The organism is Pseudomonas sp. 2725, assembly GCF_050434585.1.
GTDB classification, from domain to species: domain Bacteria; phylum Pseudomonadota; class Gammaproteobacteria; order Pseudomonadales; family Pseudomonadaceae; genus Aquipseudomonas; species Aquipseudomonas jessenii.
On sequence record NZ_JBNDIV010000003.1, the window covers coordinates 519070 to 543492 of the forward strand.

The window sequence follows — 24423 nt, forward strand, 5'->3', positions numbered from 1 at the left end:
TTTCCCCCTATGCCTTGATGGCACCGTTGCGCCGCATTTTTTGCATTTCTTCGGCAAACGCCCGGGCATTGCGCCGGATGTCTGCCGGCGTCATCCGGCCGCTGTAATCGTTGTAGTGGTACGTGCCACCGCCACCCAGTTGCCCGTCGCCATTCGCCGCCTGGCGGATGACGTTGGCGTACTGCTTGGGCAGAACCATTTCCTGTTCGTGAAGCTGGGTCATCGGGTTGGTACCCGCCGGAATGTCGTAACCGCCTTCGGCCGACGCCACGTTTTTCACCAGGCCAAACACGAAGGCACCAGCCGCCGCTGCGGCAGCGACACCCAGCACGGGACCGATGATGGGAATCGCCGACATGGCCGCGAAGGCACCCGCCATCGCTTGCCAGGCACTGGCGATGATGTTCTTGATCGTGGCTGCACCCCAGATCGCTACGGACATGGCCGCACCACCCGCCTCGGCGGCGGTACGCACACCGACGCCGGCCACCGTCGCACCAGTCTTAGCGGTTTCCCCGAACATCCAGGCCATCAACGGCCTGGTCACCATGTTCTCGATGAACGCAGTGCCAATGCTGCCGAAGATGCCCTGCAGCAATCCTTGAGTGCTCATCGTCCCGGTCAGGATGCCGTTGAGGCCACTGCTCCAACTCGACTGAATGCCGCCGAGCATGCCGGACCAGTTGCTCTGTGACTCCAGGGTTTGCTGCCGACCGATAACGGCCATGCTGTTGCGGTGGGTCTGTTCCAGCGCCAGGATCTGTTGCTGAACCTGCTGCAGGGCAACGGGGTTGCGGTCCGGGTCTTGATCAAGCAAGGCTTTTCGCTGCTGTAACGCCGCCGCCTCAATGGCGTAACGCTGCTGCTCGAATTCGGCCTGAGCCTGGAGCAATTGACCTTGGGTGATCAGGTTGGCTTGCAGGTCAAGCTGAGCCATCTGTTCGGCATGGGCGATATTGCCCAAGCGGGTTTGCTGATCGGCGGCCAGTTGTTGCTGTTTCATCGTCGCGATCTGCTGTTGTTTCTCCCGCTCGATCGCGACCACTTCTGCCGCGGCCTGGCGATACTCCTGACTGTCCTGGCCGTACAGCTGCCGGCTGCGCGCCAACGCTTGCTGGGCAATCTGCAAACGCGCATCCATGTTGTTGCGATACTGCTGCGCCTGAGCCTGTAGATCCGCGAACGCCTTACCTTCGTCCTGCCGCCGCATGGCCGTCAGTGCAGCCAGGTAGTTACGCTGAACGCCAAGACGTTCGGACGCACTCAGATCGGCGCGTTTGAGAATCCCTTGCCAGTATTCGACTTCTTGCTGAAGCGAAAACTGGTAGTAGGTACCTTGCTCCGCCTGCTGCTGAGCATGGGCGACCTTCTGCGCATCCAACACCTCGGCCCACTGACTCACCCGGGACTTGATGGCACCGCCACCGCTGACTTCGGGCTCGGGCTTGACCGGTGGTTCGGTCCCCTTTTGCAGTTCCTTACGCCGCTCAATGGCGGCGGCATACGACTCTTCCAGCTTGGTCAGGCGGCTGACTTCAAGACCATAGGCCGTGGGACGCAACTGCGCCTGCTGCTTGGTGGATAAGGCGGTATCACCTGTCGCGGCCATCGCGGCAACTTTGCGCCGCTGCTCTTCAATGCGCGCCAGGCGCGTCTTCATGCCCGCGTCGACTTCGTCGATCTTGTCCGATGACAACTGCAGCTGCTCCAAGAGCAAACGCTGCTCTTGCAGTGTGCCTTCCAGCGGTCCCCTGGCGCCACCACCACGCGGACCCTCCTTGAGGTTCGCCAAAGAGGCTTCAAGGCGAGCGATGTTGCCTCTGACCTCGTCGACCGTTACCCCTACACCGGTCATGCTCTTGAGCAGGCCGTTGAACCAGCTCGCGGTCTCGGCCAAGGTTTTGTTCAGACTGATGAACGCGGGTTCAAGGATGGTACCGACGGTGACCTTCAGCTCGTTGCTTTTGGCGTCCAGTTCAGCCTGGCTACCGGTGAGCCCCTTCGCCGCTTTGTCCGCATTGCCGACCTGAGCTTCGGTTTCCTTGAGGATGCCGGTGTATTCAGCCTGGACCTTCTGCGATTCGGTTAATTTGTCGCGCGTGGTGCCGATGCTTTTGGCGTACTCGTCCCACATCTTGGCGACGTTTTTTGTCACGCCAGCGTTGTCGACCAGCACCGAGTTTTCGTTCTTCAGACCTTCGGTGGCTGTCAACACCGCTTCGGACAAACCGAGATTGGCCTGCCGGTTGAAAGCTGCCGCGTCCTTCAAGCGATTGATCACCGCGATCGACTGGTCCAGGTTGTACCCACGGCTCAGTAGGTTTTGCAGGGCTTTCGCGGCATCCCCTACGCTGAGTAGACCATCAGCGGACAACTTCTGCGCCTCCTGCATAGCCCGGCCGATGCCGACACCCGCATGGTTGGCCACAGCCTCCAAACCTCGATAGGCGGCCTCCTGCTGGATTGCGGCCGCTTTGCTATCAGCCACAAAATCCTTGATCGCGACGGCCGAAAACACCGCTGCCATCGAAGCGCCCAAGGCCAACAGGTCACCCTTGAGTTTGGAACCCACCCAGGCGAAAGCATCATTGGCAGCAATACCCAGACGGCTGATCTGCACCTGACTGCCGACCATGTCGGTGTTGATGGCCTTCAGCTCGCGATTGAAGGTACTTCGAGCGTCACGCATGTTGCGCTCAATGCTATCCACCGCCCGATCAAAACCCTGGGTGCCCGCAGTGAACTGGTACGCGATACTTCTATCCATTAACACCTCAGTAGCAGATTAAAAATCTGCTAATGCAAAATTGACAAATAAGCAATATCAATTCAGTCCACAAAAAAACTGAGCTAAGCAGAGAAAACTGATTAAAAAACATTCAACTTTCTTTAACAGGAAAGAAATTTAATTTTCGACCCCATAGTCAATTTTTCATACAAGTTAAAATTTTTCGGTCCTTACATGGCGACCATGAAATTCCTCTGCTAGATTTTTTGATAACAAAAATAAAAATTGCCATATCTTCATCCCGCCCCCATAAAAGCCAACACCAACGTAGGGACACTCCATGAATCTAATGCGTTCCACTTCGATTGTAGTAGCTGCTTCCTCGATACTGGGTTGCAGCACAAAACTACCAGACTCGACTGAGATAGGCTGGAGAACTCTCAACCCGCCAGAAGAAAACGCACTAGGCAAATACATTGAAGAAATATCAAACAATAAAAATGTAACACTTGGAGGAGATGGGTTCGAAATTACAGACGACATAATTTCCACATCGCCTTCATTCTCAGACGTTACTTCAGAAGCATACTCAAACTTTAAAACCGGGGCTGAAGTATCATTTAAACAAATCACCGCAAATGCAGGTATCGAGAGCACCACATCAGATGTAAGTATTTCTAAAGGATGGTCAATCGCGAAGATTAAAAATTTTTCAAGAGGCGCCCCTCTTGAAAAAGAGTTCGTCTATAAGTGCATAATGCTTTCTGAATACACTTTTGAAACTAAGAGCAAAACCACTGGAGGCATGGACGTTGATGCAAGTAAATTGGCATCCACTTTCGGAGTAGCGATAGCAAAAGTAAATGTAAGTTCTTCCCCCGCATCTCCTGACAACCTTAAAGTAACAATTAAAAATCCAAACCTATGTTTATCATACATTTCCGCAGAACTTTATCGCCCGTGGTTTGGGCACAAAGGCGAAGTTAGATCCATAACCAAAAAAACAGAAGACGGAATCTACGAAAATAGGTTTAAGTTAAGCCTAAACGAAGCCAGTGACCCACGAAGCCCCGACTTAGGCAAAGATGCCATAGACAGCAAGCCGCATTATCGCCTGCTCTTATCAGGCTCAGCAGAAGCGCCAGTCTTATCGTTCTGGAGAGAAGACAGAGAATTCCCAGACCGCCCACCAACCTATTTCATATTAAAAGAAAAACCTAATGGTAAATGGTCTGGTCAATATGGAATTGAAAACTACTATTATGGCGACATGAAATACGCCTTAGTCAGGTTATCGTTAGAAGCAAAAAAACTTCCTGATGGGTCAGTCCAAGTAGAGTCGGCAACTCTTTATTCCCCAACCTACAAGCTTTCTTTGAAATAGAGGCTCCGTCAAATTCTTTGACAATGAGAGGAGTCGATACAAACCCCTCTCATTGTAAGGTTCATCTCTTCGTAGTAAAGGCTTCCAGCGCGCCACGTAGATGCACTGGCAATTCGTCCCGTAAGTCTTCAGCCAACGCGGCGAGGTTGGTCGCAAGATCAGGCGCATCAGTTACATGCGTTTCCTGTTTGTACCCCATGTAGCCGGCGACGAGCACATGAACCGGCGGATGGTGACGCCAGTAGTCGGTCATGTGCCCCACCATCGTCATGTCCCACTCACGCCGCAGCGTGGCAGGACTTTGACCAGTACTGGCAATCAGGTGAGCGTAGAGTTGGCCCCAGTCGAAGGGGCCAGGACTTCCCCCTGTTCGTTCACCGGCTGCGCCTCCATGCCGGAGGCACTCATCACGGCGTTAAGTACGTCGCGCATGTTGCGCAGGTCCAGCAACCCCGCCACCTCCTCACGGAGCATGTCCGGGTAATTGCGGCGTAGCGCCGAGTGGGTGGCGTCGATCACCGTCGCAATGCTGCTCCGGTCCATGCCACCGGCGACGATCGCATTGATCCGATCCAGCAACTGCTCCAAGTCACCCAACGACAGCGGCGGAATCACCAACGACTTACCCGGGAACGGGTAGCTGATGCCGGGGATGTTTACGGTGCTCATTCGTTCGCACTCCAGTAGCACACCTCACCGAACTCATCGGCATAGCCGGTGAACTCAAAGTCCGGAATGGTGTAATCATCCTGCTTGGTAGCGATGCCCAGCTTGTTGCTGACGAAATTGGGTACCCGGACATAGATGCTTTTGCCCTTGTACTTCAGGATCAACTCACCCTGGAAAACCGGCATGTCACCCATCGGTAAATTACGCACTGAGAGGCTCTTGCCGGTCTGCACGGTGTAGCGATAGTCGATGAACACCGGTGTGGCCACATCAGCCGCAGCGAAACCGTAGGTGCCGGTCGCCACATCAAAGGTGTACTGGCCAGCGGTCGGCGCACTCAGCACGCGCACAAAAGGCACCGCGCCCGCGCCACGCACCCCCAGATCACCCGAGAGCGAGCCACCAGCGGGTGGGGGCACGATGATCTTGGCACCAACCGGGATATCCGTCGGGGTCGTGGCGTGATGGACCAGTACCTGGCCAGTCGTCAGCGTCTGGCCGAATACCAGTTGGTTCCACTGCAGCAAGCTGATCTGTGCCGATTTGGCCTTGCCGGTAAGCTTGCCTTAGCCGCGTGCAGCGTCGACTGCGAACTGCTCGCTGCCAAACAGCTCTTTGGAATCGAAGGACAGGTCGACCGATGCTTCCTGCATGATGCCCAGCAGGATCGGTGTCGGTGCAGAGATAGAATTACCGAAGGCGTCCATCAGCGGGGTGGCATAAAACAGCCCGCTGCCGAATGCGATTTGCATGGTTGTGTTCCTCAGTAGAAAGTAGGACCGGACGTCAGATCGCCGGCATGGCACAGGTAGGTGAAGCGGTAGCGCACCATGCAGTTGCCTGCGGTGTTGTCGCCCTCCTCTTCAATCCAGTCGATGTAAAAGCGCTGCACGCGATCGGCTTCGGGAAACGCATCCTCCCCCATCAACACCGCATGCACGGCGACCTTGACCAGGTCAGCGACCTGATCCCAAGGGGCCTGAGTCACGGTGTCTTCACGGGCGAGGATTTCCACCGAGAGCTCGAACTGGTTGCGATCCACCGTGTGACCCTCCCGCTCGGTGGTTTCTAGATCCGGGCGGATCACGATCGCCGGGGTCTGCTTGCGCGTGAAAGCCTCAGCGCGGCTGCGAAACACCCGATCTTCGGCCAACGTACCGGCGGCCAGAATCAGCGCCTGCGCCCGCTGGACGATGCGTTCCTGAATCGAAGGCATGTTTAAATCTCGGTGAGTGAAACGAGACTGAACGCCCCGTCATCGATCATCAGTCGGTCGCGCACCCGGAAAGCAACGCCGCCGACCTTAATCAATTTTCCGTTGTCGATGGCCAGGCGCTTGGCCTCGGCAGTGATGACCAGGATCTCGTAATAGGTGGACTGGCTATTGATACCGGCCATGGCCCGAATCTCGTCCGGCATATCCCGAACGGCCAGAAACGGCTGGTCATCGACTAGGCCACCGGCATCGAAATCCTCGAGGAAACCTGAGAGGTCTTCATCAAACATCACGGCCCTCCTTGGCCGCTCCGCTGGACTTGGCCGGCGCAGTGGGCGCAACCGGCGCCGAGTCCTGTTTCAACTCCAGCAACTGGTTACGGAAGCGAACCGCTACGTCATCTGGCAAAACTACGGTGCCGCCGACGCCAATCACTTTGTTGTTGTGGTCACGAAATGAGCCCGACAGCACGGTGTAGGATTTATTCGCCATGGCTGTCTCCGGCTTTTCGTTCGATCCGAGTGACCCGCTGCGCCAGCGCCTTGTCCGGTTCGCCGGGGATCACGATTTCCTCCCCGATCTTGAACTGCACCGGTTGCACAATGGTGTAGCGGCCTTTTTTGACCTGCTCCAGGCTGTGCGCTCGCGCACTGGCCTGTGCATCGGTCAGGATCAGTTCCCCTCCATACAAGGTGATGGGCTGATCCACACGGTATTTCGGCATGGTGTTGTCCTCTGTGAGATTTAAGCCTGAGGGCTTACACCAGTTGGTTCAGGACGCCGTACTGCCAGCGGCCGAACCCAACGTTGCGCCAGGTATCGACGCCGTATTGGTGAGCATCGTTGTCAAACTCGAACTCCGAGCCCTCGGCCTTGGCCTTCATCACCACGTCCGTTTCCTGCTGACGAATGAACGCTTTCAGGCGGCCATCGGTGCGGAAGGTGACGAACTTGTCGGTCCAGGCATTGAGGCGCACGTTGCCGATGACACGGACCGTGACGTTGTCCGGCATAACGACTTCGCTGATGTTGGTACCGCGCGGCACGGTCAGCGCGGACTGCGCCACACTCAGCAGGCTGAACGGCACCATCACCAGGAACTCACGCGCCAGTTCGTTGATCGGCTCGCCCTGATCGTCCTTCAGACTGGTCAGTTGGGTGATCGATTTGGCGACCGCCTGTTGGAACTCTTCAGGGCTAGGGCGACTTGGCGTGCCATGCAATGTGGCGCTCAGCTCGCTGATGTCGGTGGTGATCTTGTTCGACTGCACCCCGCTTTTACCTTCCTCATGATCGGTATCGAAGAAGTACTGGCCGTCGTAGCAGACCTGGCTTTCACCATTGAGAATCAGCGCCGACAACAAGCGCGCCCAGTGCGAGTTGGTGCGGTCGGCCAGTTCACCGAGGCGGATGCGCAGCTGCCCGGTTTTATCGCGACGCAACTCTTTGACCAGTACTTCGATGGTCGCTTCGAAGTGCAGGTTTTCGATTTCGAGGTCGGCAGAGATGAACCCTTTGGCATGCCGGCCACCGATCCACTCACGCAAGGTCGGCACACTGCCGATCCACGGATAGGTTTCCTTGGCCTGGTCGGAGTCGAACAGGTTCGACAAGACGTCGATCCAGCTGGCCCCGGTGTTCTGCTCGAGCAGTTCGTAAAACGTACCGATGACGGCACGGCTGGAAAGTACTTCAGCACCCATGGGTGATTCTCCTGATGAAGGTGGCGGATGGGCGCGTGATTACGCGGCCGGGATAGCCTGGGCGGCATACTTGACGACACCCACACCACCGCTGACAAAGCGGTGTATATGGCCGATCAAACTGTTGCCGACGGCAGAAAGGGAAAAGGTGCCGCTGTCACTGGCATAAACCAGCTTGCCGATATCGGTTACTGCGAGGGCCGCAATAGGCACCTCGATCTTGCCGGCTTCGCGCAGCCGCACACGCAACGCCCCAGCACCGCCAAGACGGTTGTCGGCATTGCGATCAGCGAAGCCAACGAACAGGTCACCGGCGGCCAGCGGCCGGGCCATACCGTTCGCCGAGTTGATACCGACCGCTGAGCCTTCAAAGATCTGCACGGCTGCAGCAACGGGCAATTCATTGATATCCCCGATCTCGTTAGAGCGCGGGGTGTCGAGGGTAAGAGGCATGGGTGTTCTCCAGAGCCGAGGGTTGAGGGTTAAATGCGAGTTACTTTTTCAAGACCTTGATCAGGCCTTTGTCCTCAGCCCGGCGATAACCGTGATAGGCCTCGAAGGTGCCGAATTCGGCCCGCACTTCCTTGTCACTGTCCCAGGTCGCCTTGGCGCGATCTTCCAGCGGCGCATCCGGATCCTCAGTGGTTTTTGCCGCCGGTTCCGGTGCGGGTGCAGGGGCATTCGGCACAGGTGGCGGGGCATCGCTGCGCAGCGTGGCCAAGGCATTTGTGCGCTTGGCCCGCTCCGCTGCGATTACCTGGGCGGAAGCCTCAGGGCCACTGGTCACGCCGTCGAACTTGAGACTGGCAATCAGCTCTTCATGGCCTGGCAACGCGGCGGCTTCGACGCCCTTGATGCGATCGCACTCGGCGCGTGCACCGGCCGCATGCGCATCGTGCTCCAACGTTGCGAGCAGCTCGGCATGGTGGGTGGCCAAGTAGTTGCGGTCGATGACCGGCGGCTTGTCGCTGTCGTTGGGCTTGCTGGTGGTTGTGGTGCTCATGGAACGATCTCCAAATGTGCTGCCATTGAGTTCGGCAATCAGGTTTTCCAAGGTTGATTCGCGGTCGGCCATGCCCAACGCCACGGCGTCAGAGCCAATCCGCATGTCGCCCTGACCAAAATCGGTGAGGACGTCGTCGACGGTCACGCCGCGATAGCTCGCAACGTCTTCGATGAAGATGCCGGCCAAGCGATCGACATGGCTTTGCACGACCGCCCGGCCCTGTTCGGTCGTAAAGTCCGGACGCTTGTTGGGGCTCTGGCTGCTGACAATCTCCAGGCTGCCGTCATCTTTGTTGGCCCGGATGTTGAGCACGGCGCCGATGGAGCCGACGCCACCGGTGCGGCTCATGACGATTTCGTGCGCCGCCGATGCCATCCAATAGCCCGCACTGGCGGCATTGCCCGACACATAAGCAACCACCCGTTTGGGGGAGGCGCGAATCATCTGCGCGAACTCGGCAATACCGTTGGCTTGCCCGCCCGGGGTATCCATCACCAGAATGATGCTTTCGGTACGTGGATCATCCACCGCCGTAGTGAAGTCCTTCGCCAGTACGTCCAACGAGGTCGCACCGGACAAGGCGGTGAACAGGTTCGCGTAGCGAAAGACCGGACCAGTGACCGGCACCAACGCCACGTTGCCGCGCTGGGTGACCGTGCGGCTGTTCTGCAGGGGGCGGCCTTGGCGAGCCTCCACGGCTTCGGGGCCTTCATGTTCACGCCGGGCGATGGCGGCGATGGTGTTGAGCATGTCCGGGGTGATGGCCCAGGGTTCACGCGACACCAGGTCGAACGCCGTCACCCGATGCACGGGGGGTGCGTCGGTTGGTTTATCGGTCATGGTCAGGTCCGTTCAGGTAAATCGGGGTTTTGCGGCAGTTGATCTTCAGGCTGTGAGGCCGGCGTTGCTGAGAGGCCGTCCTCCATGCGGCGCCTCACTTCCAGTGCGCGCTGTTCGTGGTTTTCTTCCCAGTCGCTGCCGTCGTAAAGCATGGATTCCTTGGCCAGGGTGCTGACGCCGAGATCGACACGCCCCTTGGCCGCGTTGATGTCCTTCAATGGGTCAACCGTGCCCGGACCATCACCCACCCACAACGAGCCGCAGTAGGCATAGCGCAGCAACGGGTGGTCGAAAAATCCGGGGGCATCGACATCCCCCTGAGCGACCGCTTCCTCCAGCCAGTGCTCGTACACCGGCTGACAGAACCCGGTGCCGAGGAAGTCACGACAACCACGGATGAACTGCCAGGCCTCCATCACCGCCGCACGGGCGGCGGTGTAACTGGCGGTAAAGTGCTTGATCAGCACCTCATACGGCAGCTCCAGCGCCATACCGATTTGCCGCAGCATGGCCAACACGAACGGGTCGAAGGCCAGGTTAGGCCGTCCCGGTGAGGCGGTGTCGATCGAGGCGCCATCGTCCAGCTCGGCAACAATGCCGCCGCTGAGCGAGCCGTCCCACCCACCCGACTCGCGACCGGCTGGACTATCACCACCCACCGGAGTATTACCGGTCGCGGCCGAGGCCAGTGGGCTGAGCTGACCGCCGTTCCCAGGCTTGATAAACACCGCAAAGAACGCCGACACCACGGCGGCTTCCAGCTCCGCGTCGGTGTAGCGATCGAGTTGTTTGAGCTTCTCGATCACCGGAGTCAGGTACGGCACTCCCCGTGGTTGGCCCACACGTCGACGCCGGTACAGATGCAGCAGCGCCCGTCCGCCCCGTTCATTGAAGAACGGTCGCTCATCCCACACCCGTTCTTTCACGCCCAGTGCGCCGGGGTGGCTGCGCAGGATGTGCGCCTTGATCGGCTCCCCGTCAGCGTCACGCTCGATGCCGGCAGTGAGTGTTTCCGTGTCCGCCTTGCCCTGCGGATTGCAGATCCGGTCGGCCTCGATCAACTGGATACAGGCCGAATAGTGCTGGCCCGGCCGCTCCTTGTGTGTGAGCAATGGAAACACGTCCCCGCTGCTCAGCACCGACCGCCAGGCCAGATCCTGAAGCCCGTAGAAATTTTGTTCGCGGGTGATGTCGCACTCAGTGGTTTCCGCCCACGACTTAAATAACGACTCAGTGTTGCGCTGCCATTCACGCGCGGTGTCCTCATCCCAACCGAGGATCTGTCGATTGACCACCGACTTGAGTGCTAGGCCGGTACCGACTGTCTTGGTGGTGACCGTATTGATCGCACCGCCACCGATGGGGTTATTGCGTTCCAGGTCGCGGCAGCGCTCCCGCAGCGTCGGCAGATCCGGCAGCAGATCTGCCGCAGCACTACCCGCCGACGCATTCCAGGCACTGAGTGAGCGCTTGCGTTTGGAGGCACCGCTGTAACCACCCAGCGCCGTCATGGTCATGCGCGCCTGCATTCGTTTGGCGCCGCTTTCGGGACTGAGCCAACTGATGGCCCGATCCAACAATGTGGGCTCAGGTACCTTCGGCGCGCGACTCATAACGGTGTGATCCCACGCAGGACAATGCCGCGAGGCCGGCCACTGGCCAGGCGATCAACCTGCCCCTGCCAGTAGTCGATCATTCGGGTGATCTCTGCCGCGTCGGCATAATTGAGCTGGCGGGTGCCGATGCGGTAGCTCTGTTTCTGGCTGACCTTGATGCTCGCGTCGAGCCAGGCCTGCAGCTGGTTCTGCGCTTGTTCCAGTGTGATGGCCATGTCTAATTCCTGCGTTGGGAGAGCACGCGCATTGCGCTGCGGCGCCCAGAAACAACTCTCCCGCCAGAAGGCGGGAGCTCGTTGGGTTCAGCGGGTGGTGTGGGTGCCAGATTTTCCGGCGCCATTGCGGGCACTGGCTCCGGCTCGGCGTCAGGCTCCGGTGGTGGCGAATCAAACAAACCGCCCTGCCGGATCTGCGCATCTAACGCCGCCCAGTCGTGTTCATTCAGCAGGTGAGTTTTCAACGACCGGGCCGCATGCAGCGCATAGGTTTCGCAGTCCGTCCCTTCGTTCGGCTCACCGGCCTTTTTCTGCCAGACCTTGCGGTAGTGATGTCGCCGGCTGGGTGCCTTCACTTCGGCGGTGATCTGCCGGAAGTAATCCGGCCGCACCGTCTTGTAGAAATGCATCCGACCAGGGCCATCGCCGGTCAGCGGCAGCCGACCTTCGATCCACAGATCCTTGGCCCGTGACGTGCCGACGATGTAAGGGCGGAGGCCATACTTCGAGGCCTTTTGTTCTTTGTCGGTATCCACGCCCTGCCGAGGCGCGCTGAAAATTTCCTTGCGCTCATCGTCACGGGTGTTGCCTCGTTCACTCGCCCCCTTGATCGCCATCACTCCACGTTGCTGATGTTTACGGCAAAACGCATACGCCGCATCCTGGGTGGTGGTGCCATCGGAGGTGTCCAACGAAACGGCCAGCACCTTCAGCTTGGCGCCGCAGGCGTGGGCAATCGGAGCAAACAACAGCTTCTCCAGGTCAAGCCAGACGCCCTGGTCCGGCAACACCACTTGACCGTGAATCTCACCCCAATAGACCAACCAAGACTCCTCGCCTCGGCCCCATGCACGGATGATGATTGCCAGCCGGTCATGCTGAACGTCGACGCCGGCAGTCAGGACCAGCCCGCCCATGGGAACAAACAGCTCGGGATAGTCTTCAGCCCGCTCCGCCAGTTTGTCGGCTTCGGGCAGATCCGATTTGTACTCGTAGGCGCGCCCCTGTTTCTGGTTGACGAACTTGATCAGCAGCGACAGGTTGCCCATTGCTGCCTGGTGCTCGGCGTTGAGTTGCTCGCGCACAATGTCCGCCAGGCTGGTACCGGGCAGGCAGGCATAAAGTTCGTTCAGCTCAATGAAGCCGGCACGACCGGCAAAGGGTTTGGTCGGTACCCAACCGCAGTACGGATCACCTGCCTCGACCGCGTTGAACACCGTGTTGCGGATGTTCTCTTTGCGCTGGTAGTCGTCCCAAATTTCCCCGCAATGCGGACAGGCATAACCGGCAGTCCCGGGATCCGCACGGCCATAGATTTCGTGTGGTTCTACCCCCTCGGCGATGTCGAGGTATTTGATGTGCGCAAAGTCCAGCACATGGGCCTGACTGCAGGTATGACAGATGATCGGCAATACCCGGCAATCTGTCTGCGCCAACCGCGCTTCGGTCTTGCTCGCGCCCTTGATCGCGGGTGTTCCGCCGACCAACATCTTCGAGCCTGGGTAACGTTTTCCGCGCTCTTCGAGCAAGGCGATCGCATCACCCTGCCCCTTCACGTCGTCGCTGGTATCGTCGGGCTCCTCAACCACCGACAGCCCAACCGACGAAGTCGACTTGACGTTGCCAGGCGAGTTCGACGCCACCAGCTTGAGGAAGCCACCGGGGAAGCTTTTGTGGTCCCAGCGGTTGCCGGAGGTCCGGCTGGTATCGACCGGCATCAACTTGTTGATCTCAGTGTTCGCGGTCACCCCGTGTTTGAGCTTTTCGTCGTGGAAGTTTTTCCCGTCCTTCTCCTTGGCGAACAGGATCATGATTGGCCGAGGCAGGAACTGGACGAACTTGAACAGGTAGCCGATCAGGAACCAGGTCCAGCCGATCTGCGCGGCCTTCATCAGGTCCACTTCACTGACACGAGGATCGTCCAGCGCGGCGGCGACACCGAGGAAATACGGCGTGTAATGGAAGTCGTAGAGACCATGCAGCACCCCGCTTTCAGCAGGCAGGTAAAACTTGGTGCTCAAATACTCCGCTGTCGGCACGTCACGCGGCGGGTTGAATTTCCCCGCTGCTGCCAACAAGCTCCGCGCCAAGTTTTCGCGCGTAGCCTGCAATTCGCTCGGTTGTAGGTCCAGCAACTTTGGCCACCACAGATCGATCTACCGTGAGTTTCTGCACGTTCTCGATTTCCTGAATAAGTCGTTCGACGCCGCCCAGATACTCCCGGTTGGCAAAGCCGGCCCAATCGGCCAGCACGCGTTCCGCTTCCATGCTAGGGATCAGCGACCGCAATTTTTCGTGATACAGCAGCCGGCCATTGGCAGCCTTGACCCGGCCCTCATCGATCCGCACCGCATTCAGTTCTTCCAGTTGGCTGCCTCCGCGCCCAGCTGCTTTCGCACGCAAGTCGCGGATGTAAGCAATCCGGATCTCATCCAGGCTGGCCGACTGCCAATCGCTGATGCCGATTCCCTTCAGTACATCGCGGGCATTGCGCTCACTCATGTCCAGGTGATCAGCGATTTCACGTTGCGTCGGCATGGCCGCCTCCAAGGTCTGGACTAGGAAGCGGAACCCCCTATGTCAGGTTGAATCTGCAAAAAGATCGGGGTTCGAATTACCCCAATCGCTCAGGTCGCCGGAAGGACCCATTGAAAAAGGGGATGAGGCCTCGATCCGTTGCCGAGTCGCCCAAAAATCGGGCGAAAACGCGGAAAAAATCGCCGAAGGCTTCAGTCGCGAGCCATCTCGCGGGCCAATGCCCGGCGGAACAGCGGTTCGAACTCCACAGCGGCGACGCGATTGGCCACACCGTAGAAGTCGAAGCGACGACGATAGGTCGGACGCTTAACGAAGATCAGGATGGGCCGCGCACCGTTGCCTATGCGTTGCCAGATACCCAGTGGACCAGTGCCATTGCCTGGGCGACCAGCGAAGTAGTCAGGTGCATTGCGATTGCGGCGTTTACTGCGTGCCGTGCGGTTGGCCATGAAGCCTGACACACGTTCGGCAGCGCCGAGGGCGGAGAGTATCTGGACGATCTGGCCCCGGCTGATGTTGCCGTTGCCATCCATTCGAGCCCGTCGGCCTGGTACCGCGTACATGTCAGCAGGCATCAGGCCATAGTGGATCAGCGCCTTTTCGAACCGCTTGTGCGGACGATTGCCGCCGTCCATATGCACCGGCAGGTACTTCGAGGCCGCAACTCCCGAGCTGGATTCATCCTTGACCCATACGCGAGCGAACAACCGGGTAGCTGTGGCGCTTCGCTTATAGATCGAGTTCAGCGTCCAGCGGGTGGGACGATCAAACACGCGGGCAATCTCGGCTTTCTCCGCGATCTGCACTCGTTCAGCGGTGAAGGTCAACGCCTTTGCAGCAGCGAGTGGCACTTTGGACCGACTCAACCCCCGCATGCCTTTCACGATCTTGTCGATGTTGTCGCGCATCTCAAGGCGCATCATTTCCCTGATTCGCCGCTAGTTGCAGACGACTCGGTGACACCAAGACGCTTTGCCACCCACCGTTCATACAAGCCAATCGCGACATCGGCGCCGGCCATCGCAGTGAGGCATCCTATCGCGCCGGCCGTCCAAACCGACATCCCCGCACCGATCATCAACATCATTGCAGACACGCCACAGACGATGCAGGCGCCAGATCGAAGGGCCAAGCGCCGCAACAACGCCCAACCGCGCGCGCCGTCTTTATCGGCCCGCCACATTTCACCCGACACGCCGCCAACCAGGGCCAGGACGATCACCAACCAGATCGGCATTTCTGCCAGCGCCTGCTGCTCATTTGTCATCTTCTGTCCTTATTGGTTGCGCCGTAAGCCGAAAAAGAAAACCCCGCCGAAGCGGGGTTAGGTGACCGGCTCAGGGGGGGCCGGGTGAAGCTGCACAGCACGTGCGAGGTCAGCGCCAAGGCGCAAATTCCATATCGTGGGGACTTTTTACCCCTCTCCGGAAAAACCGAAAAGGGGGCATTTTCGGTTGTTTGACTCGGCGCAACATTGACGCCACTTTGACGCTGGTTTGGCGCAAACCACCCCGACCAACGGCACTCAGCAAACCTGCGTGCGCTTGCTCATCGAAGCACGCGTATAGCTGGTTTCCACCGTACCACTTCGGCGATCACGTCCACGCGTTGTGGCGCTGCGAACGGTCAGAATCAACAGCACCTGCTGGTGCAACCGATGAACCCAGTTCCTGTAGGTTCGGTCGGCGTCCTCAGCAAGGTGCAACAACCGCAGCTGCTCACGCACGGTCATTGGAGGCTGGACCAAGTATCGATTCCGAGCCAACAGGGCCAGTTGGGCGCCCTTCTCTGATTGCCGTTCGAGCTGGGCAACAGCAGCGGCAACCTCGGCACTGGCATGGTCCAGGCCACCACCCGCCGACATCATCAGATCCCTCGAACCAGGAGTGCCACGGGGAGCGCATCCGCCATACTGCATGATCGTCGCCATCGGACTACCCAAGCCACCACCGTCGCCAACCTGGCAGTGCTGAACGCCCCAATGCTGCATCAACGCTTCAACTTCCTCGATCATCGCCCCACTCCCCTGAAAATCGAACCCGACACAAAAAACAGCCAACCCGACACAAACCCAACACAGATAAAACCCTTATAAATCAATAGCTTCAAATAACCTGTGTTGAGTGTGTTGGGTTTGTTGGGTTTTTCTGTCCTCGCATGGAGTTTTTTTCTATTGCCGCAAGGACAACTGAGAGAGAGAAAAATGCACGCGCACGCGTGCGCGCGGGCGTAAACCCAACACACCCAACACATCTCTCTGTAACCCTTGAATTTGCTGGCTCGGACCTGTGTTGAGTTGCCGAAATTGACCCGACACACACTCAACACACCCAACACAATGCTTGGTGAACTCATGCTGCGATCCCCTTGAGGTGATCCCAGCCGTCCACATTCCAACCCGCAAGCTTTGCCTTGGCACGCCAAAACGACACGGTGCTCCCCAGCTCGGCCGCCTTCAATGATGGGAGCAGGGAAGCGTCAGGATGATCGGGAACGAAGAACGCCCCGAAACGACGATTACTACCTTCAGTCCACGGGATGGACCTGGTCTTCTCCACAGCCGAACTGATAAAGAGGGAGAATTTCGTCTGGCTCATCGTATGCTCTTTGTTTCGCTGACACCACTCCAAGAACAGTGCATACAAATCCGTCGACAGACATGGCCCCCATAAACCATTGCCAAGCTCACTCGTCTGCCACAGATGCAAGAACGTCTGCCAACCGGCCCGACTCAAGGCCACCAAGCGTTCACGGGCATCAGTCGAGGGCGGTCGCGTCCGCTGGTTGAAGTCGCCCAGATCGATCGACAATAACCAACCGTACAGCGCTGCAACACCACCCTGTTCAAGCTCCCGCCCGATTGCCTTTTGCCGCTCGACCGGCAAGGTTTCCATGGGCCACATCACCAACATCCGGCGGTCACTGTCGCTGATCGGCCACGGCAAAATTTCGTTGCTCAGGAACACCGCATTCATATGGTTGGCTTCCTCCCACCCGTTGATAAACTTCGATTCCATTCGCACCGTCTTGCCGGTGATCAGGTGCTTGATCTTGCCCACCTGGTTGTATCGTTGATCGCGACTCACAACCTCTTCAAACACCGACCACAATTTGCGGCTTTGCCAAGCGTTGAAGTTGCTCTCCAACTGCGTCTGACCGACCGTGGCTGCGTACTGGCCGTACAACATGCCCAGTGCATCGGCGAACAGCAGGCTTTTGCCTGAGCCTTCCATGATCGAGTGCATCAACACGGCGGTGTCCATCTTGGCGCCCAGGTGCTGCAACGGATACGCCAGCCAGCGGGTCAGCCATTGGGCCGCCGCTTCATCGTGGTTGCACAAAAACGAAATCAGCCAACGCAGGTTGGCGCAGGCATCGTCATCCCTGACAGGCTCGAGCGGCAGACCATCAAAGGTGTTGATGTACACCGCAGGATCCTTACTCATAGTCGGATCAAACACGATATGTTCGACATCCACAGTGCGCCGCTCGCTACTGTTCAACCACAGCGGATACGTGTCACCCAGCGCCATCTTCACCGCACCCTCGGCGATACGCCGCTTCTTTTCCCGATCCCAGACATCCTTGGTGCCATCGATATACACGTATCGGTCAGTCGGTGGCATGCCCAGCGCACCGCCCTTCTTGCCCGCCATGCGTCGTGCCTGCTCGATGTCGCGGACGTGATCATCTGCAATCAACCGTTTGCCCGTGTCATCCAGCCACGCCTTGGCGAGCGGCTTGCCCACCCGAGCTTCGAACGCTGACTTTTTCATCACCCGCGACTGGTCGCAGTCCCACACATGCGTGGTCCCCTCGACCAATGCGAAACGCCGAAGCAAGTGGTCAAGCGTCATTACCTCCCCCGTTCCCCCGTCAGATGCAGGAGCAGCCTCGCTGGGTGCGTCGGCGGCAGCAGTGTTCGGCCTGCTTGAATCACCGGATGGGGTCGGGGGAAGATCACGCGGATCAGGACGCGATGAGTGCTGCATACCCAACATGCGCGCAGCGTCTTTCACGGCCTTCGACTGGTCGCCGCCATGTTCGAGCAAACAGAACACCTCGAAGGCATCGTTCTGATGCCCGTTCGCGAGCGGGTCGGCACCGTGGTGCGAATAGACCTTACCCTCACTGATCGTTACCCCCGGCAATCCGGTACTGCTCTGCGGGTAAAGCCATTTGCTGCCGCGCTTGATGTAACCGTGGGTACGCAAAAGTTCTTCAACGTCATGGCAACGATTAAACTCATCAATCACCGACGGGCGCTGACCCACCACAGCTGCTGGCCGCTTGACAGCCTTCGCTGGCGCCACCGTGGGTTTGATCGCCCAAGGGCACGCCGCTTCAGCATCACGTTTGAAGAAATCCCAGTTTTGCCAGACTGAAAACAGCTCTTTGGTGAGCGTCGGCAAACCGTCCGCAGCATTGGGCGGAGTTCTCCAGGTGTAAGGCTTGCCGGTACCCGGATGAATCGAAGGCGGGAACACGTCCTGCACCAGGCCGGCACGCAGCTCAAACACCGTGAAGCGCTGGTACTCTTCGGCCTCCGCCCGCGCTGCCGCTTCCCCGGCAGCATCCCCCTGCTCTTTCGCGGCCTTGGCCTTGTCCGTCAGGCCTCTGTGAATCGAACCGTCAGGGTCTTTTTCATTTGGCCAGGAAAGAGAATGACGGGTCAGCTCAACGCCGTCCGGGAGCTTGAACAACACCCGGAAGCGCGCAGGGTTGCCGACAATCGTCGGGTACACTACTGCCATGGCATCCAGATCGACACCAAGCAACTCATACAGCACATGCCGTGTCCACTGAACGTCATCGACGTCCAACGAGCAGACACGGCTCGGCCCGAGCACGACGCCAAGGTTGTGTTTAGGATTTCGTTGCCAGAACGCTTCAGCCGCAGCGGCATCAGTGAAGTAACCGCCCGGCTTGTTCCACCCCAGTCCCTTTGGGGCTTTCTCACCTGGCTCAATGGAAACCAGGGCGAGGTCGAAGGTATTGATGTAACGCTTTGCCCAAGTGGCGATGGCTATTCCTTTTGCCGGTTCAGTCATCGCCGAGCCTCCCGCAACCCCTGACAATCGACGCAGGTTTGGCAACCTACAATCGTCTGCCGACGAAGCAACGGGATAGGATCGTCGCAATCATCGCAAAATTCAGCGCTTACGCGGTTTGATGGCGCACGACGACGGCTCTGCAGCGCAAGGTCGAGCAGGTATTGCGCCTGGTCGTTGGCGCGGTCGATTTCGTCAGCCATGGATACGATCCTCCATCGCCTGACGGGCACCCGCCATGATGCCAAGGACTTCACGGATTACATCCATCCCTTGTTTTTCAAGATCGAGAACTTCCTGAAGCTTCCAGACGTGGTCGGCAGCACCATCGTGCATCGCGGCCACGAATTCACCGGTTTCGCCGAGCAACTTACCGACGGCCTTCAAGGCATCCCGCGTTGCTGGTACTGGCACAGGGCGATACCAGACAGCCCCTGCCGGGCGCATCAGCGCATCGAGCAAGCGCGAATCGCCAGTCAGCCTGATCAGCTCTTCCAGCTCATCGGGATTCAGCCAACGGCGCTCTTCATCGAGTTTGAGTTTCTTCTGAAGGGTGTCGTTTTCCAACACCATGTCAAAGGCAAGGGCGGTGATTCCGCCCTTGTAGTCACGACCAGCGCGGTAAATCGCCTGGCGCAAAGGAAGGACCGGACCCGCGTCCGGCAAAAGATCTGTTCGACTCATAACCGTAAATCCCCTGTTTACGGTGTAGCCATAGGACGGGTCAAACCTTATCCTACAACCACGACCGATGTGCATGTGCTGTGTGTCGTCGTAGCTGGGCTGGGGGATTCTTTGGTGAGAGGCCCCAGCCCGGCACCTTTTAAGCAGCTTTGGGTTTGCGGCGCGACCCGACTGGCCGAATCTCCACCGCCGAACACGCCCCTGCTTCATCAACCCGGACTCGAATATCTCGAGCCGAGTTGAGCATCTGTGAGACAGCGCTTTGCGATACTCCAATAAGCAAAGCCAGCTCTGGCTGAGTTTTTCCCTCGGCGAAATCTTCCAAGGGGATACCAATTTCGTTAGCCATCCACGCTTCCTCGAATGGGCGTTGCGGAATGAATATTAGTGATACTTCTTTTAAACAGCAAGAAAAAAAGTCGCAATGCGATTTTGACAAAAGAAGCCTTGCTTATAAGTTAGGGTCCATGAATACAGACTCCACCATCTCCGACGACGAGACCAGAAAAGCCGAAGCATTGCGCTTGAAGGCTATTTATCAAGATCGGAAGCGAAAAGACCCAACGCTGACCCAGGACAAAATTGCCGACATGTGCGACTGGTCCGGTCAAAGCGTCGTCAGCCAGTACCTAAACGGCCGCATCCCTCTGAATCTCAGTGCACTGCTTAAGCTCGCAAACGCGCTTAATTTCGAACCGCAGGAAGTCAGCCCACGCTTAGCTGCATACACTGAAATTACCCATTTCCGACCAAAGCAAAGCATCTCGGCTGAATCGTATAAAAATCTAAATTTGTCTGTGCATCCAATTGAGGTGTGGGATGACAACACTCCCCTCGGTCCGGATGAGGTGGAGCTGCCGTTCTTCAAGGAAGTGGAATTGTCCGCAGGGAAAGGATCCGAGGTAATGCTTGAGACAAACGGCCGAAAACTGCGTTTCGGCAAGCGAACTCTCAAGAGAAAAAATATTGACCCAGATTCGGCTGGATGTGTGCCAGTCAGCGGTAACAGTATGGAACCGGTGCTACCAGACGGCAGTACGGTTGGCGTGGACACCGCGAATACAAGCATTCAAGACGGAAAAATGTACGCGATTGATCATGATGGGCAGCTTCGCGTAAAGCAGCTTTACCGCCTTCCTAGTGGAGGGTTACGCCTGCGCAGTTACAACACTGAAGAACATCCGGACGAGCGCTATGACGGCGTCTACGTTCAAGAGCACATCCGCGTAATCGGAAAAGTTTTTTGGTACTCAGTGATGCTCTGACTCCCCGCCACCAAAAAGAGACCCTGCCGGGTCTTTTTTTTCGCCTTCAAATTTATTTCACTCCTTTTTATAAGTGTTACTGTTGACTTATTAAATCAGTGATACTAATTTTGCGCTCGTATCTACCTCTCACCAAAGAGTACGAGCCATGCAAACCACACAGCACAGCAACACACGCTGCCCGGTCTACCTGCACCCATCTGTGTGCAGTAGTCGAGCAGCCGTCGAAGATATCCAGCGTCGTACCGGACTACTGGTAATCAGCACCCCAAAAGGCCGTTCCGAGGCCATCAAGCCTTTCGACAGCGCTGCGACCGACGACAGCACCTGGCCGTTTGGAGGCGATGCAGCATGAACAGCTACTTCATCCCTCTCGCCAAACAAGACCTGCTGCATCACATGCTTCAGGTTGGCGGCGCAGCCGTATGCCCTCTTCAACGGCCAGAGCAAACCATCCACGCAAGCTTTGAAGTGGAGCTCACCGACGACCGCGCAGTCATCAGCGTGGACTTCGGTGGCCACACCGGCGAACTGACCCTCAAGCGTTCAGATCGCGCCAATCATCTGCACCTGCGGGATTTCATTCAGGACATCGCGAACGGTCGCATTGAGTCGGCAGAGCCTACGCCGCCATCAGAGCAACCCGGTAGCGCAGCGCAAATACAGCAGATGCTGGCTGAGTCGGAAGCACTGCTGAACAACGTTCGAAAACTGCTCGCAGCCTGAGGACAGCGCCGTGAATCGCACTCTGGATCAAACGGCCGCCGTGCTCGGCCTCAAGCCGCGCGCCTTCCGCGCCAGGTTGCGAGAACTTCGCATCCTGACCAATGACGGCGATCTGGCCAGCCATCACCGCGACCGGGGCTACCTGTTCTCGGATCCGCGCAGCGCTCAGGTCGGAAACACCAACCGCTATCGGCACTACGCCGTAGTGATGGTGAAAGAAGAAGGCGTCGAGTGGATCGCCAAAAAACTAAACATCACCATTACGCACAAGGACGCCGCAGCATGAGCCAGAACGCCATTACCCAAGCCATCGGTGCACTGAAGCTGGTCCCGATGTTTCTCAACCACCCGACGGTCATCAGTCGCGCCACTCTAATTGGCGCTTCAGCCGAAGCGGTACAGCTTCTGGAGTCTCTGCCACCGGTCAGCGCCGAACTGGCTGAGGTATTCCGCTGCGTCGACGCGGTCATTGGTGAGGGGCAAATCGCCTACGTCACCCCGACCAAATCGCCGGAATATCCCTACGGTGCCGTCGTCGCAGACCAACGCGGCAACGTCTGCGCGGCCGCCATGGGCAAAAGCAAAGAAGGTCTCGCCGAATTGATCCGCCTCAAGTTGCTGCCCCCATCGGAGGGGTTCGGGGAGGACGCGGCATGAGCAACACCCTTGACCAACTTCGGCGCCAGTTCGCAACACCATGCCCGACGCTGGCAGCAGTTCGCGAGCACTACTTCTCGCACATCCGCACCGACCGCTACATGCTCGAAGAGATCAAAGCCGGCCGCATCGCACTTGTCGTCAAACGCCTGCACAACTCGGAACGGGCGAAGCGCGTGGTTTACCTGCACGACCTGGCCGACTTCCTCGACGCACAAGCGGCGGTACAAGTGGCCTGATTCAACGGTTATCTAACCATTAAAACACCCTGCCGCCGGCCTCTCACCAAAAATCCCGGCGGCGGGCTCTCACTAGGAACACAGCACATGACCGCACTTCAGATATGCGCACTGATCGTTCTGATCCTGCTTTTCGCCCCTTCGTTACCAAGGAAGATCTTCCTCTTCCTTAACGGCTGGCTGGGGAGGTTCAATCAATGGCCTTCCATCAAGCTTGCGCACTTCGTTTTCAGCTTCATCTCGAATACGTTCGAGGCGAGGCTGCCGCTTCCATGTTCGGTCAAAAAAATCACCCAGTGCTGGAGGTACATCTCCTGCGAAATACTTCAGCCAATCGTGAATTTCAAACCTCAATTTAAGGCCGATCCGCATCCTCTCAGCATTCAGTTCTCCTTTCTGGGTTTCGGTCAAACGGGCCAATTGATCGGTGAGAATCGTACGGCGCATTTCGTTAGACGGTTTGTAGTCAGCATGCGCATCGTCATAAGGCTGACTATCCACAAATATCTGAACCTCCTGGCACAAGCAAAGCAATTGTTCAGACCTAGCCACCTCCAAAAGTCTCTTTTCCCGTTCCTTAAGAGTCAGATCATGACGCTTTTGGTACCAAGGAACAGCGATAGCAATTGCTATAGCCACGATCGCGCTCAAACCTTGCACCCATCCAGATGTGTCGGGCGGAAGCCACCCATGTTTTACCCAGTAAGCAACCGACCCTACCAAAAGCCAAAATGCGGCAGTCCCAAAGAACAAAACCCACAATGCCCACAAGGTCAAAGTGACCATCTTCTCCGGAACTCTACAATTCATCATGCCTCAGGGCTCCCACCCAGAAAAAGGAGCAGAGCATGCCCATTTACAGACTTTCCGTCTATCCAGGAGGCGGCGTGAATGAGTTGGCTCTTTTCGCAGGCGCTGGTGGCGGAATACTTGGCGGCCACCTCCTCGGTTGGCACACCGTCTGCGCCGTTGAGCGTGATGCCTACACCGCACAAGTTCTGGCGCAACGACAAAACGATGGACTGCTCCCGCCTTTCCCGATTTGGTCTGACGTGTGCAGTTTTGACGGACGACCATGGCGAGGCCTTGTTGACGTGGTTTCGGGAGGGTTTCCTTGCCAGGACATCTCGGCTGCAGGCAACGGTCTGGGCATCGCAGGCGCCCGCTCCGGGCTGTGGCGGCAGATGGCACGCATTACCGATGAGGTACGACCCCGCTACCTCGAACTGGAGAACTCACCATTGCTTGTGGGACGAGGACTTGCCGTGGTGCTCGGTGACCTTGCCGAAATGGGGTATGACGCGCGATGGGGTGTTATCGGAGCGGCTGACTTCGGTGCACCTCATCAGCGAGACCGTATCTGGCTCATCGCAGAAGACACCCGCCAAGCGGTGGCCAACGCCGGTGGCGAGCATGGCGAAGGGATCTTCACCTGCCGCACTGACTCGCCGATCGGGAGCAGATCGTTCGAACGATCGTCTCGATCACGCCGTGATGGCATTGGATGGTGGTCATCTGAACCCGGAATGGGTCGAGTGGCTGATGGGGTGGCCCATCGGGTGGACCGACTTAAGGCCATTGGCAATGGACAGGTTCCACTTGTGGCAGCAGCAGCATTCGAGCTGCTTTCTAGGCCAAGTTAACAAGGAGGCGGCATGAAGGCGCGCGCATGGTTTCAGACAACCAAAGTCGGTGTTCAAGCTTCGCAACCGGTGGCGATTGCCCCGAGTGCAATGGAGACCAGTAATGGACGGCAATGAATTGGGAGCGATGCCGCTACCCGAAGTTGACAAGGTATCGGAAGAAGTAATGGCCCACATCCTGGGCATTTCATTCAGAGCACTCGCAACCCGGCGCGCCCGTAAACAGATCCCCGAAGGCGTCTG

The 24423-nt window shown here is 57.8% G+C and carries 32 protein-coding genes; 8 read left to right on the plus strand and 24 right to left on the minus strand.

The features are described 5' to 3' along the window. Positions 1-7: 7 nt before the first annotated feature. Positions 8-2767, minus strand: coding sequence for a hypothetical protein (locus tag ABIE16_RS10100; RefSeq protein WP_429521027.1), 2760 nt, complete (start codon positions 2765-2767; stop codon positions 8-10). 301 nt (positions 2768-3068) lie between these two features. Between ABIE16_RS10100 and ABIE16_RS10105 the strand changes: the two genes are divergently transcribed. Next, positions 3069-4112 (plus strand): hypothetical protein, encoded by a 1044-nt coding sequence (locus ABIE16_RS10105; RefSeq protein WP_429521028.1) that lies wholly within the window; start codon positions 3069-3071, stop codon positions 4110-4112. A gap of 61 nt (positions 4113-4173) precedes the next feature. Here the strand turns inward: ABIE16_RS10105 and ABIE16_RS10110 are convergent, their stop codons facing one another. From ABIE16_RS10110 to ABIE16_RS10215, 22 genes are all read right to left on the minus strand, one after another. Further along, complete coding sequence (locus ABIE16_RS10110; RefSeq protein WP_429521029.1) at positions 4174-4365, minus strand: hypothetical protein; 192 nt, start codon at positions 4363-4365, stop codon at positions 4174-4176. A 65-nt stretch (positions 4366-4430) separates the two neighbouring features. Further along, the gene (locus ABIE16_RS10115; RefSeq protein ID WP_429521030.1) at positions 4431-4781 is read right to left on the minus strand and encodes a hypothetical protein; all 351 of its coding nucleotides are present in this window, start codon (positions 4779-4781) and stop codon (positions 4431-4433) included. After that, a complete protein-coding gene (locus ABIE16_RS10120) occupies positions 4778-5308 on the minus strand; it encodes a hypothetical protein (protein ID WP_429521031.1) in 531 nt (176 codons plus the stop codon). The genes ABIE16_RS10115 and ABIE16_RS10120 overlap by 4 nt, the downstream gene beginning before the upstream one ends. A gap of 39 nt (positions 5309-5347) precedes the next feature. After that, positions 5348-5533 carry a hypothetical protein gene (locus ABIE16_RS10125; RefSeq protein ID WP_429521032.1) on the minus strand — a complete coding sequence of 62 codons (186 nt, stop codon included), beginning with the start codon at positions 5531-5533 and terminating at the stop codon, positions 5348-5350. Positions 5534-5544: 11 nt separating this feature from the next. Further along, positions 5545-5997 carry a hypothetical protein gene (locus ABIE16_RS10130; protein WP_429521033.1) on the minus strand — a complete coding sequence of 151 codons (453 nt, stop codon included), beginning with the start codon at positions 5995-5997 and terminating at the stop codon, positions 5545-5547. 2 nt (positions 5998-5999) lie between these two features. Further along, positions 6000-6287 (minus strand): hypothetical protein, encoded by a 288-nt coding sequence (locus ABIE16_RS10135; protein WP_429521034.1) that lies wholly within the window; start codon positions 6285-6287, stop codon positions 6000-6002. Further along, a complete protein-coding gene (locus ABIE16_RS10140) occupies positions 6280-6489 on the minus strand; it encodes a hypothetical protein (protein ID WP_429521035.1) in 210 nt (69 codons plus the stop codon). The genes ABIE16_RS10135 and ABIE16_RS10140 overlap by 8 nt, the downstream gene beginning before the upstream one ends. Next, positions 6479-6721 (minus strand): hypothetical protein, encoded by a 243-nt coding sequence (locus ABIE16_RS10145; protein ID WP_429521036.1) that lies wholly within the window; start codon positions 6719-6721, stop codon positions 6479-6481. The genes ABIE16_RS10140 and ABIE16_RS10145 overlap by 11 nt, the downstream gene beginning before the upstream one ends. 34 nt (positions 6722-6755) lie before the next feature. Continuing rightward, complete coding sequence (locus ABIE16_RS10150; RefSeq protein ID WP_429521037.1) at positions 6756-7700, minus strand: Mu-like prophage major head subunit gpT family protein; 945 nt, start codon at positions 7698-7700, stop codon at positions 6756-6758. A 39-nt stretch (positions 7701-7739) separates the two neighbouring features. Continuing rightward, a complete protein-coding gene (locus tag ABIE16_RS10155; protein ID WP_429521038.1) occupies positions 7740-8153 on the minus strand; it encodes a hypothetical protein in 414 nt (137 codons plus the stop codon). Between the two features lie 40 nt (positions 8154-8193). Further along, positions 8194-9546: a S49 family peptidase gene (locus ABIE16_RS10160; RefSeq protein WP_429521039.1), complete on the minus strand. Its 1353-nt coding sequence runs from the start codon at positions 9544-9546 to the stop codon at positions 8194-8196. 2 nt (positions 9547-9548) lie between these two features. Continuing rightward, on the minus strand, positions 9549-11159 hold the full coding sequence (locus ABIE16_RS10165) for a phage portal protein (RefSeq protein WP_429521040.1): 1611 nt from the start codon (positions 11157-11159) through the stop codon (positions 9549-9551). After that, on the minus strand, positions 11156-11377 hold the full coding sequence (locus ABIE16_RS10170) for a DUF6148 family protein (protein WP_429521041.1): 222 nt from the start codon (positions 11375-11377) through the stop codon (positions 11156-11158). The genes ABIE16_RS10165 and ABIE16_RS10170 overlap by 4 nt, the downstream gene beginning before the upstream one ends. Positions 11378-11379: 2 nt before the next feature. Beyond that, complete coding sequence (locus tag ABIE16_RS10175; protein WP_429521042.1) at positions 11380-13398, minus strand: phage terminase large subunit family protein; 2019 nt, start codon at positions 13396-13398, stop codon at positions 11380-11382. 19 nt (positions 13399-13417) lie between these two features. Then, positions 13418-13915 carry a hypothetical protein gene (locus ABIE16_RS10180; RefSeq protein ID WP_429521043.1) on the minus strand — a complete coding sequence of 166 codons (498 nt, stop codon included), beginning with the start codon at positions 13913-13915 and terminating at the stop codon, positions 13418-13420. Between the two features lie 191 nt (positions 13916-14106). After that, entirely contained in the window at positions 14107-14838 is a 732-nt protein-coding gene (locus ABIE16_RS10185; protein WP_429521044.1) for a hypothetical protein, read from the minus strand. After that, positions 14835-15182, minus strand: coding sequence for a phage holin family protein (locus ABIE16_RS10190; protein ID WP_429521045.1), 348 nt, complete (start codon positions 15180-15182; stop codon positions 14835-14837). Before ABIE16_RS10190 ends, ABIE16_RS10185 begins: the two co-directional genes overlap by 4 nt. Before the next feature lie 258 nt (positions 15183-15440). Further along, positions 15441-15929 (minus strand): hypothetical protein, encoded by a 489-nt coding sequence (locus ABIE16_RS10195; protein WP_429521046.1) that lies wholly within the window; start codon positions 15927-15929, stop codon positions 15441-15443. Between the two features lie 337 nt (positions 15930-16266). Continuing rightward, positions 16267-18966, minus strand: a complete 2700-nt coding sequence (locus ABIE16_RS10200; protein WP_429521047.1) for a bifunctional DNA primase/polymerase — start codon at positions 18964-18966, stop codon at positions 16267-16269. Next, on the minus strand, positions 18963-19169 hold the full coding sequence (locus ABIE16_RS10205; RefSeq protein WP_429521048.1) for a TraR/DksA family transcriptional regulator: 207 nt from the start codon (positions 19167-19169) through the stop codon (positions 18963-18965). Before ABIE16_RS10205 ends, ABIE16_RS10200 begins: the two co-directional genes overlap by 4 nt. Beyond that, entirely contained in the window at positions 19162-19650 is a 489-nt protein-coding gene (locus ABIE16_RS10210) for a phage regulatory CII family protein (protein ID WP_429521165.1), read from the minus strand. Before ABIE16_RS10210 ends, ABIE16_RS10205 begins: the two co-directional genes overlap by 8 nt. A gap of 139 nt (positions 19651-19789) precedes the next feature. Next, positions 19790-19999 (minus strand): Cro/CI family transcriptional regulator, encoded by a 210-nt coding sequence (locus ABIE16_RS10215; RefSeq protein ID WP_429521049.1) that lies wholly within the window; start codon positions 19997-19999, stop codon positions 19790-19792. Positions 20000-20117: 118 nt separating this feature from the next. Between ABIE16_RS10215 and ABIE16_RS10220 the strand changes: the two genes are divergently transcribed. The 6 genes from ABIE16_RS10220 (at position 20118) to ABIE16_RS10245 (ending at position 22537) form a co-directional block, all read left to right on the plus strand. Then, entirely contained in the window at positions 20118-20915 is a 798-nt protein-coding gene (locus ABIE16_RS10220; protein WP_429521166.1) for a LexA family transcriptional regulator, read from the plus strand. A 148-nt stretch (positions 20916-21063) separates the two neighbouring features. Continuing rightward, positions 21064-21270: a hypothetical protein gene (locus tag ABIE16_RS10225; protein WP_429521050.1), complete on the plus strand. Its 207-nt coding sequence runs from the start codon at positions 21064-21066 to the stop codon at positions 21268-21270. Beyond that, the gene (locus ABIE16_RS10230) at positions 21267-21641 is read left to right on the plus strand and encodes a hypothetical protein (RefSeq protein ID WP_429521051.1); all 375 of its coding nucleotides are present in this window, start codon (positions 21267-21269) and stop codon (positions 21639-21641) included. The genes ABIE16_RS10225 and ABIE16_RS10230 overlap by 4 nt, the downstream gene beginning before the upstream one ends. Before the next feature lie 10 nt (positions 21642-21651). Further along, positions 21652-21927, plus strand: coding sequence for a hypothetical protein (locus ABIE16_RS10235; RefSeq protein ID WP_429521052.1), 276 nt, complete (start codon positions 21652-21654; stop codon positions 21925-21927). After that, positions 21924-22298 (plus strand): hypothetical protein, encoded by a 375-nt coding sequence (locus tag ABIE16_RS10240; protein WP_154947123.1) that lies wholly within the window; start codon positions 21924-21926, stop codon positions 22296-22298. The genes ABIE16_RS10235 and ABIE16_RS10240 overlap by 4 nt, the downstream gene beginning before the upstream one ends. Beyond that, positions 22295-22537: a pyocin activator PrtN family protein gene (locus tag ABIE16_RS10245; RefSeq protein ID WP_429521053.1), complete on the plus strand. Its 243-nt coding sequence runs from the start codon at positions 22295-22297 to the stop codon at positions 22535-22537. The genes ABIE16_RS10240 and ABIE16_RS10245 overlap by 4 nt, the downstream gene beginning before the upstream one ends. A 144-nt stretch (positions 22538-22681) precedes the next feature. Here ABIE16_RS10245 and ABIE16_RS10250 read toward each other — a convergent pair whose 3' ends face one another. Continuing rightward, on the minus strand, positions 22682-23323 hold the full coding sequence (locus ABIE16_RS10250; protein WP_429521054.1) for a hypothetical protein: 642 nt from the start codon (positions 23321-23323) through the stop codon (positions 22682-22684). 101 nt (positions 23324-23424) lie between these two features. Here ABIE16_RS10250 and ABIE16_RS10255 point away from each other — a divergent pair, with 101 nt between their 5' ends. After that, positions 23425-24180 carry a DNA cytosine methyltransferase gene (locus ABIE16_RS10255; RefSeq protein WP_429521167.1) on the plus strand — a complete coding sequence of 252 codons (756 nt, stop codon included), beginning with the start codon at positions 23425-23427 and terminating at the stop codon, positions 24178-24180. Positions 24181-24423: the final 243 nt, after the last annotated feature.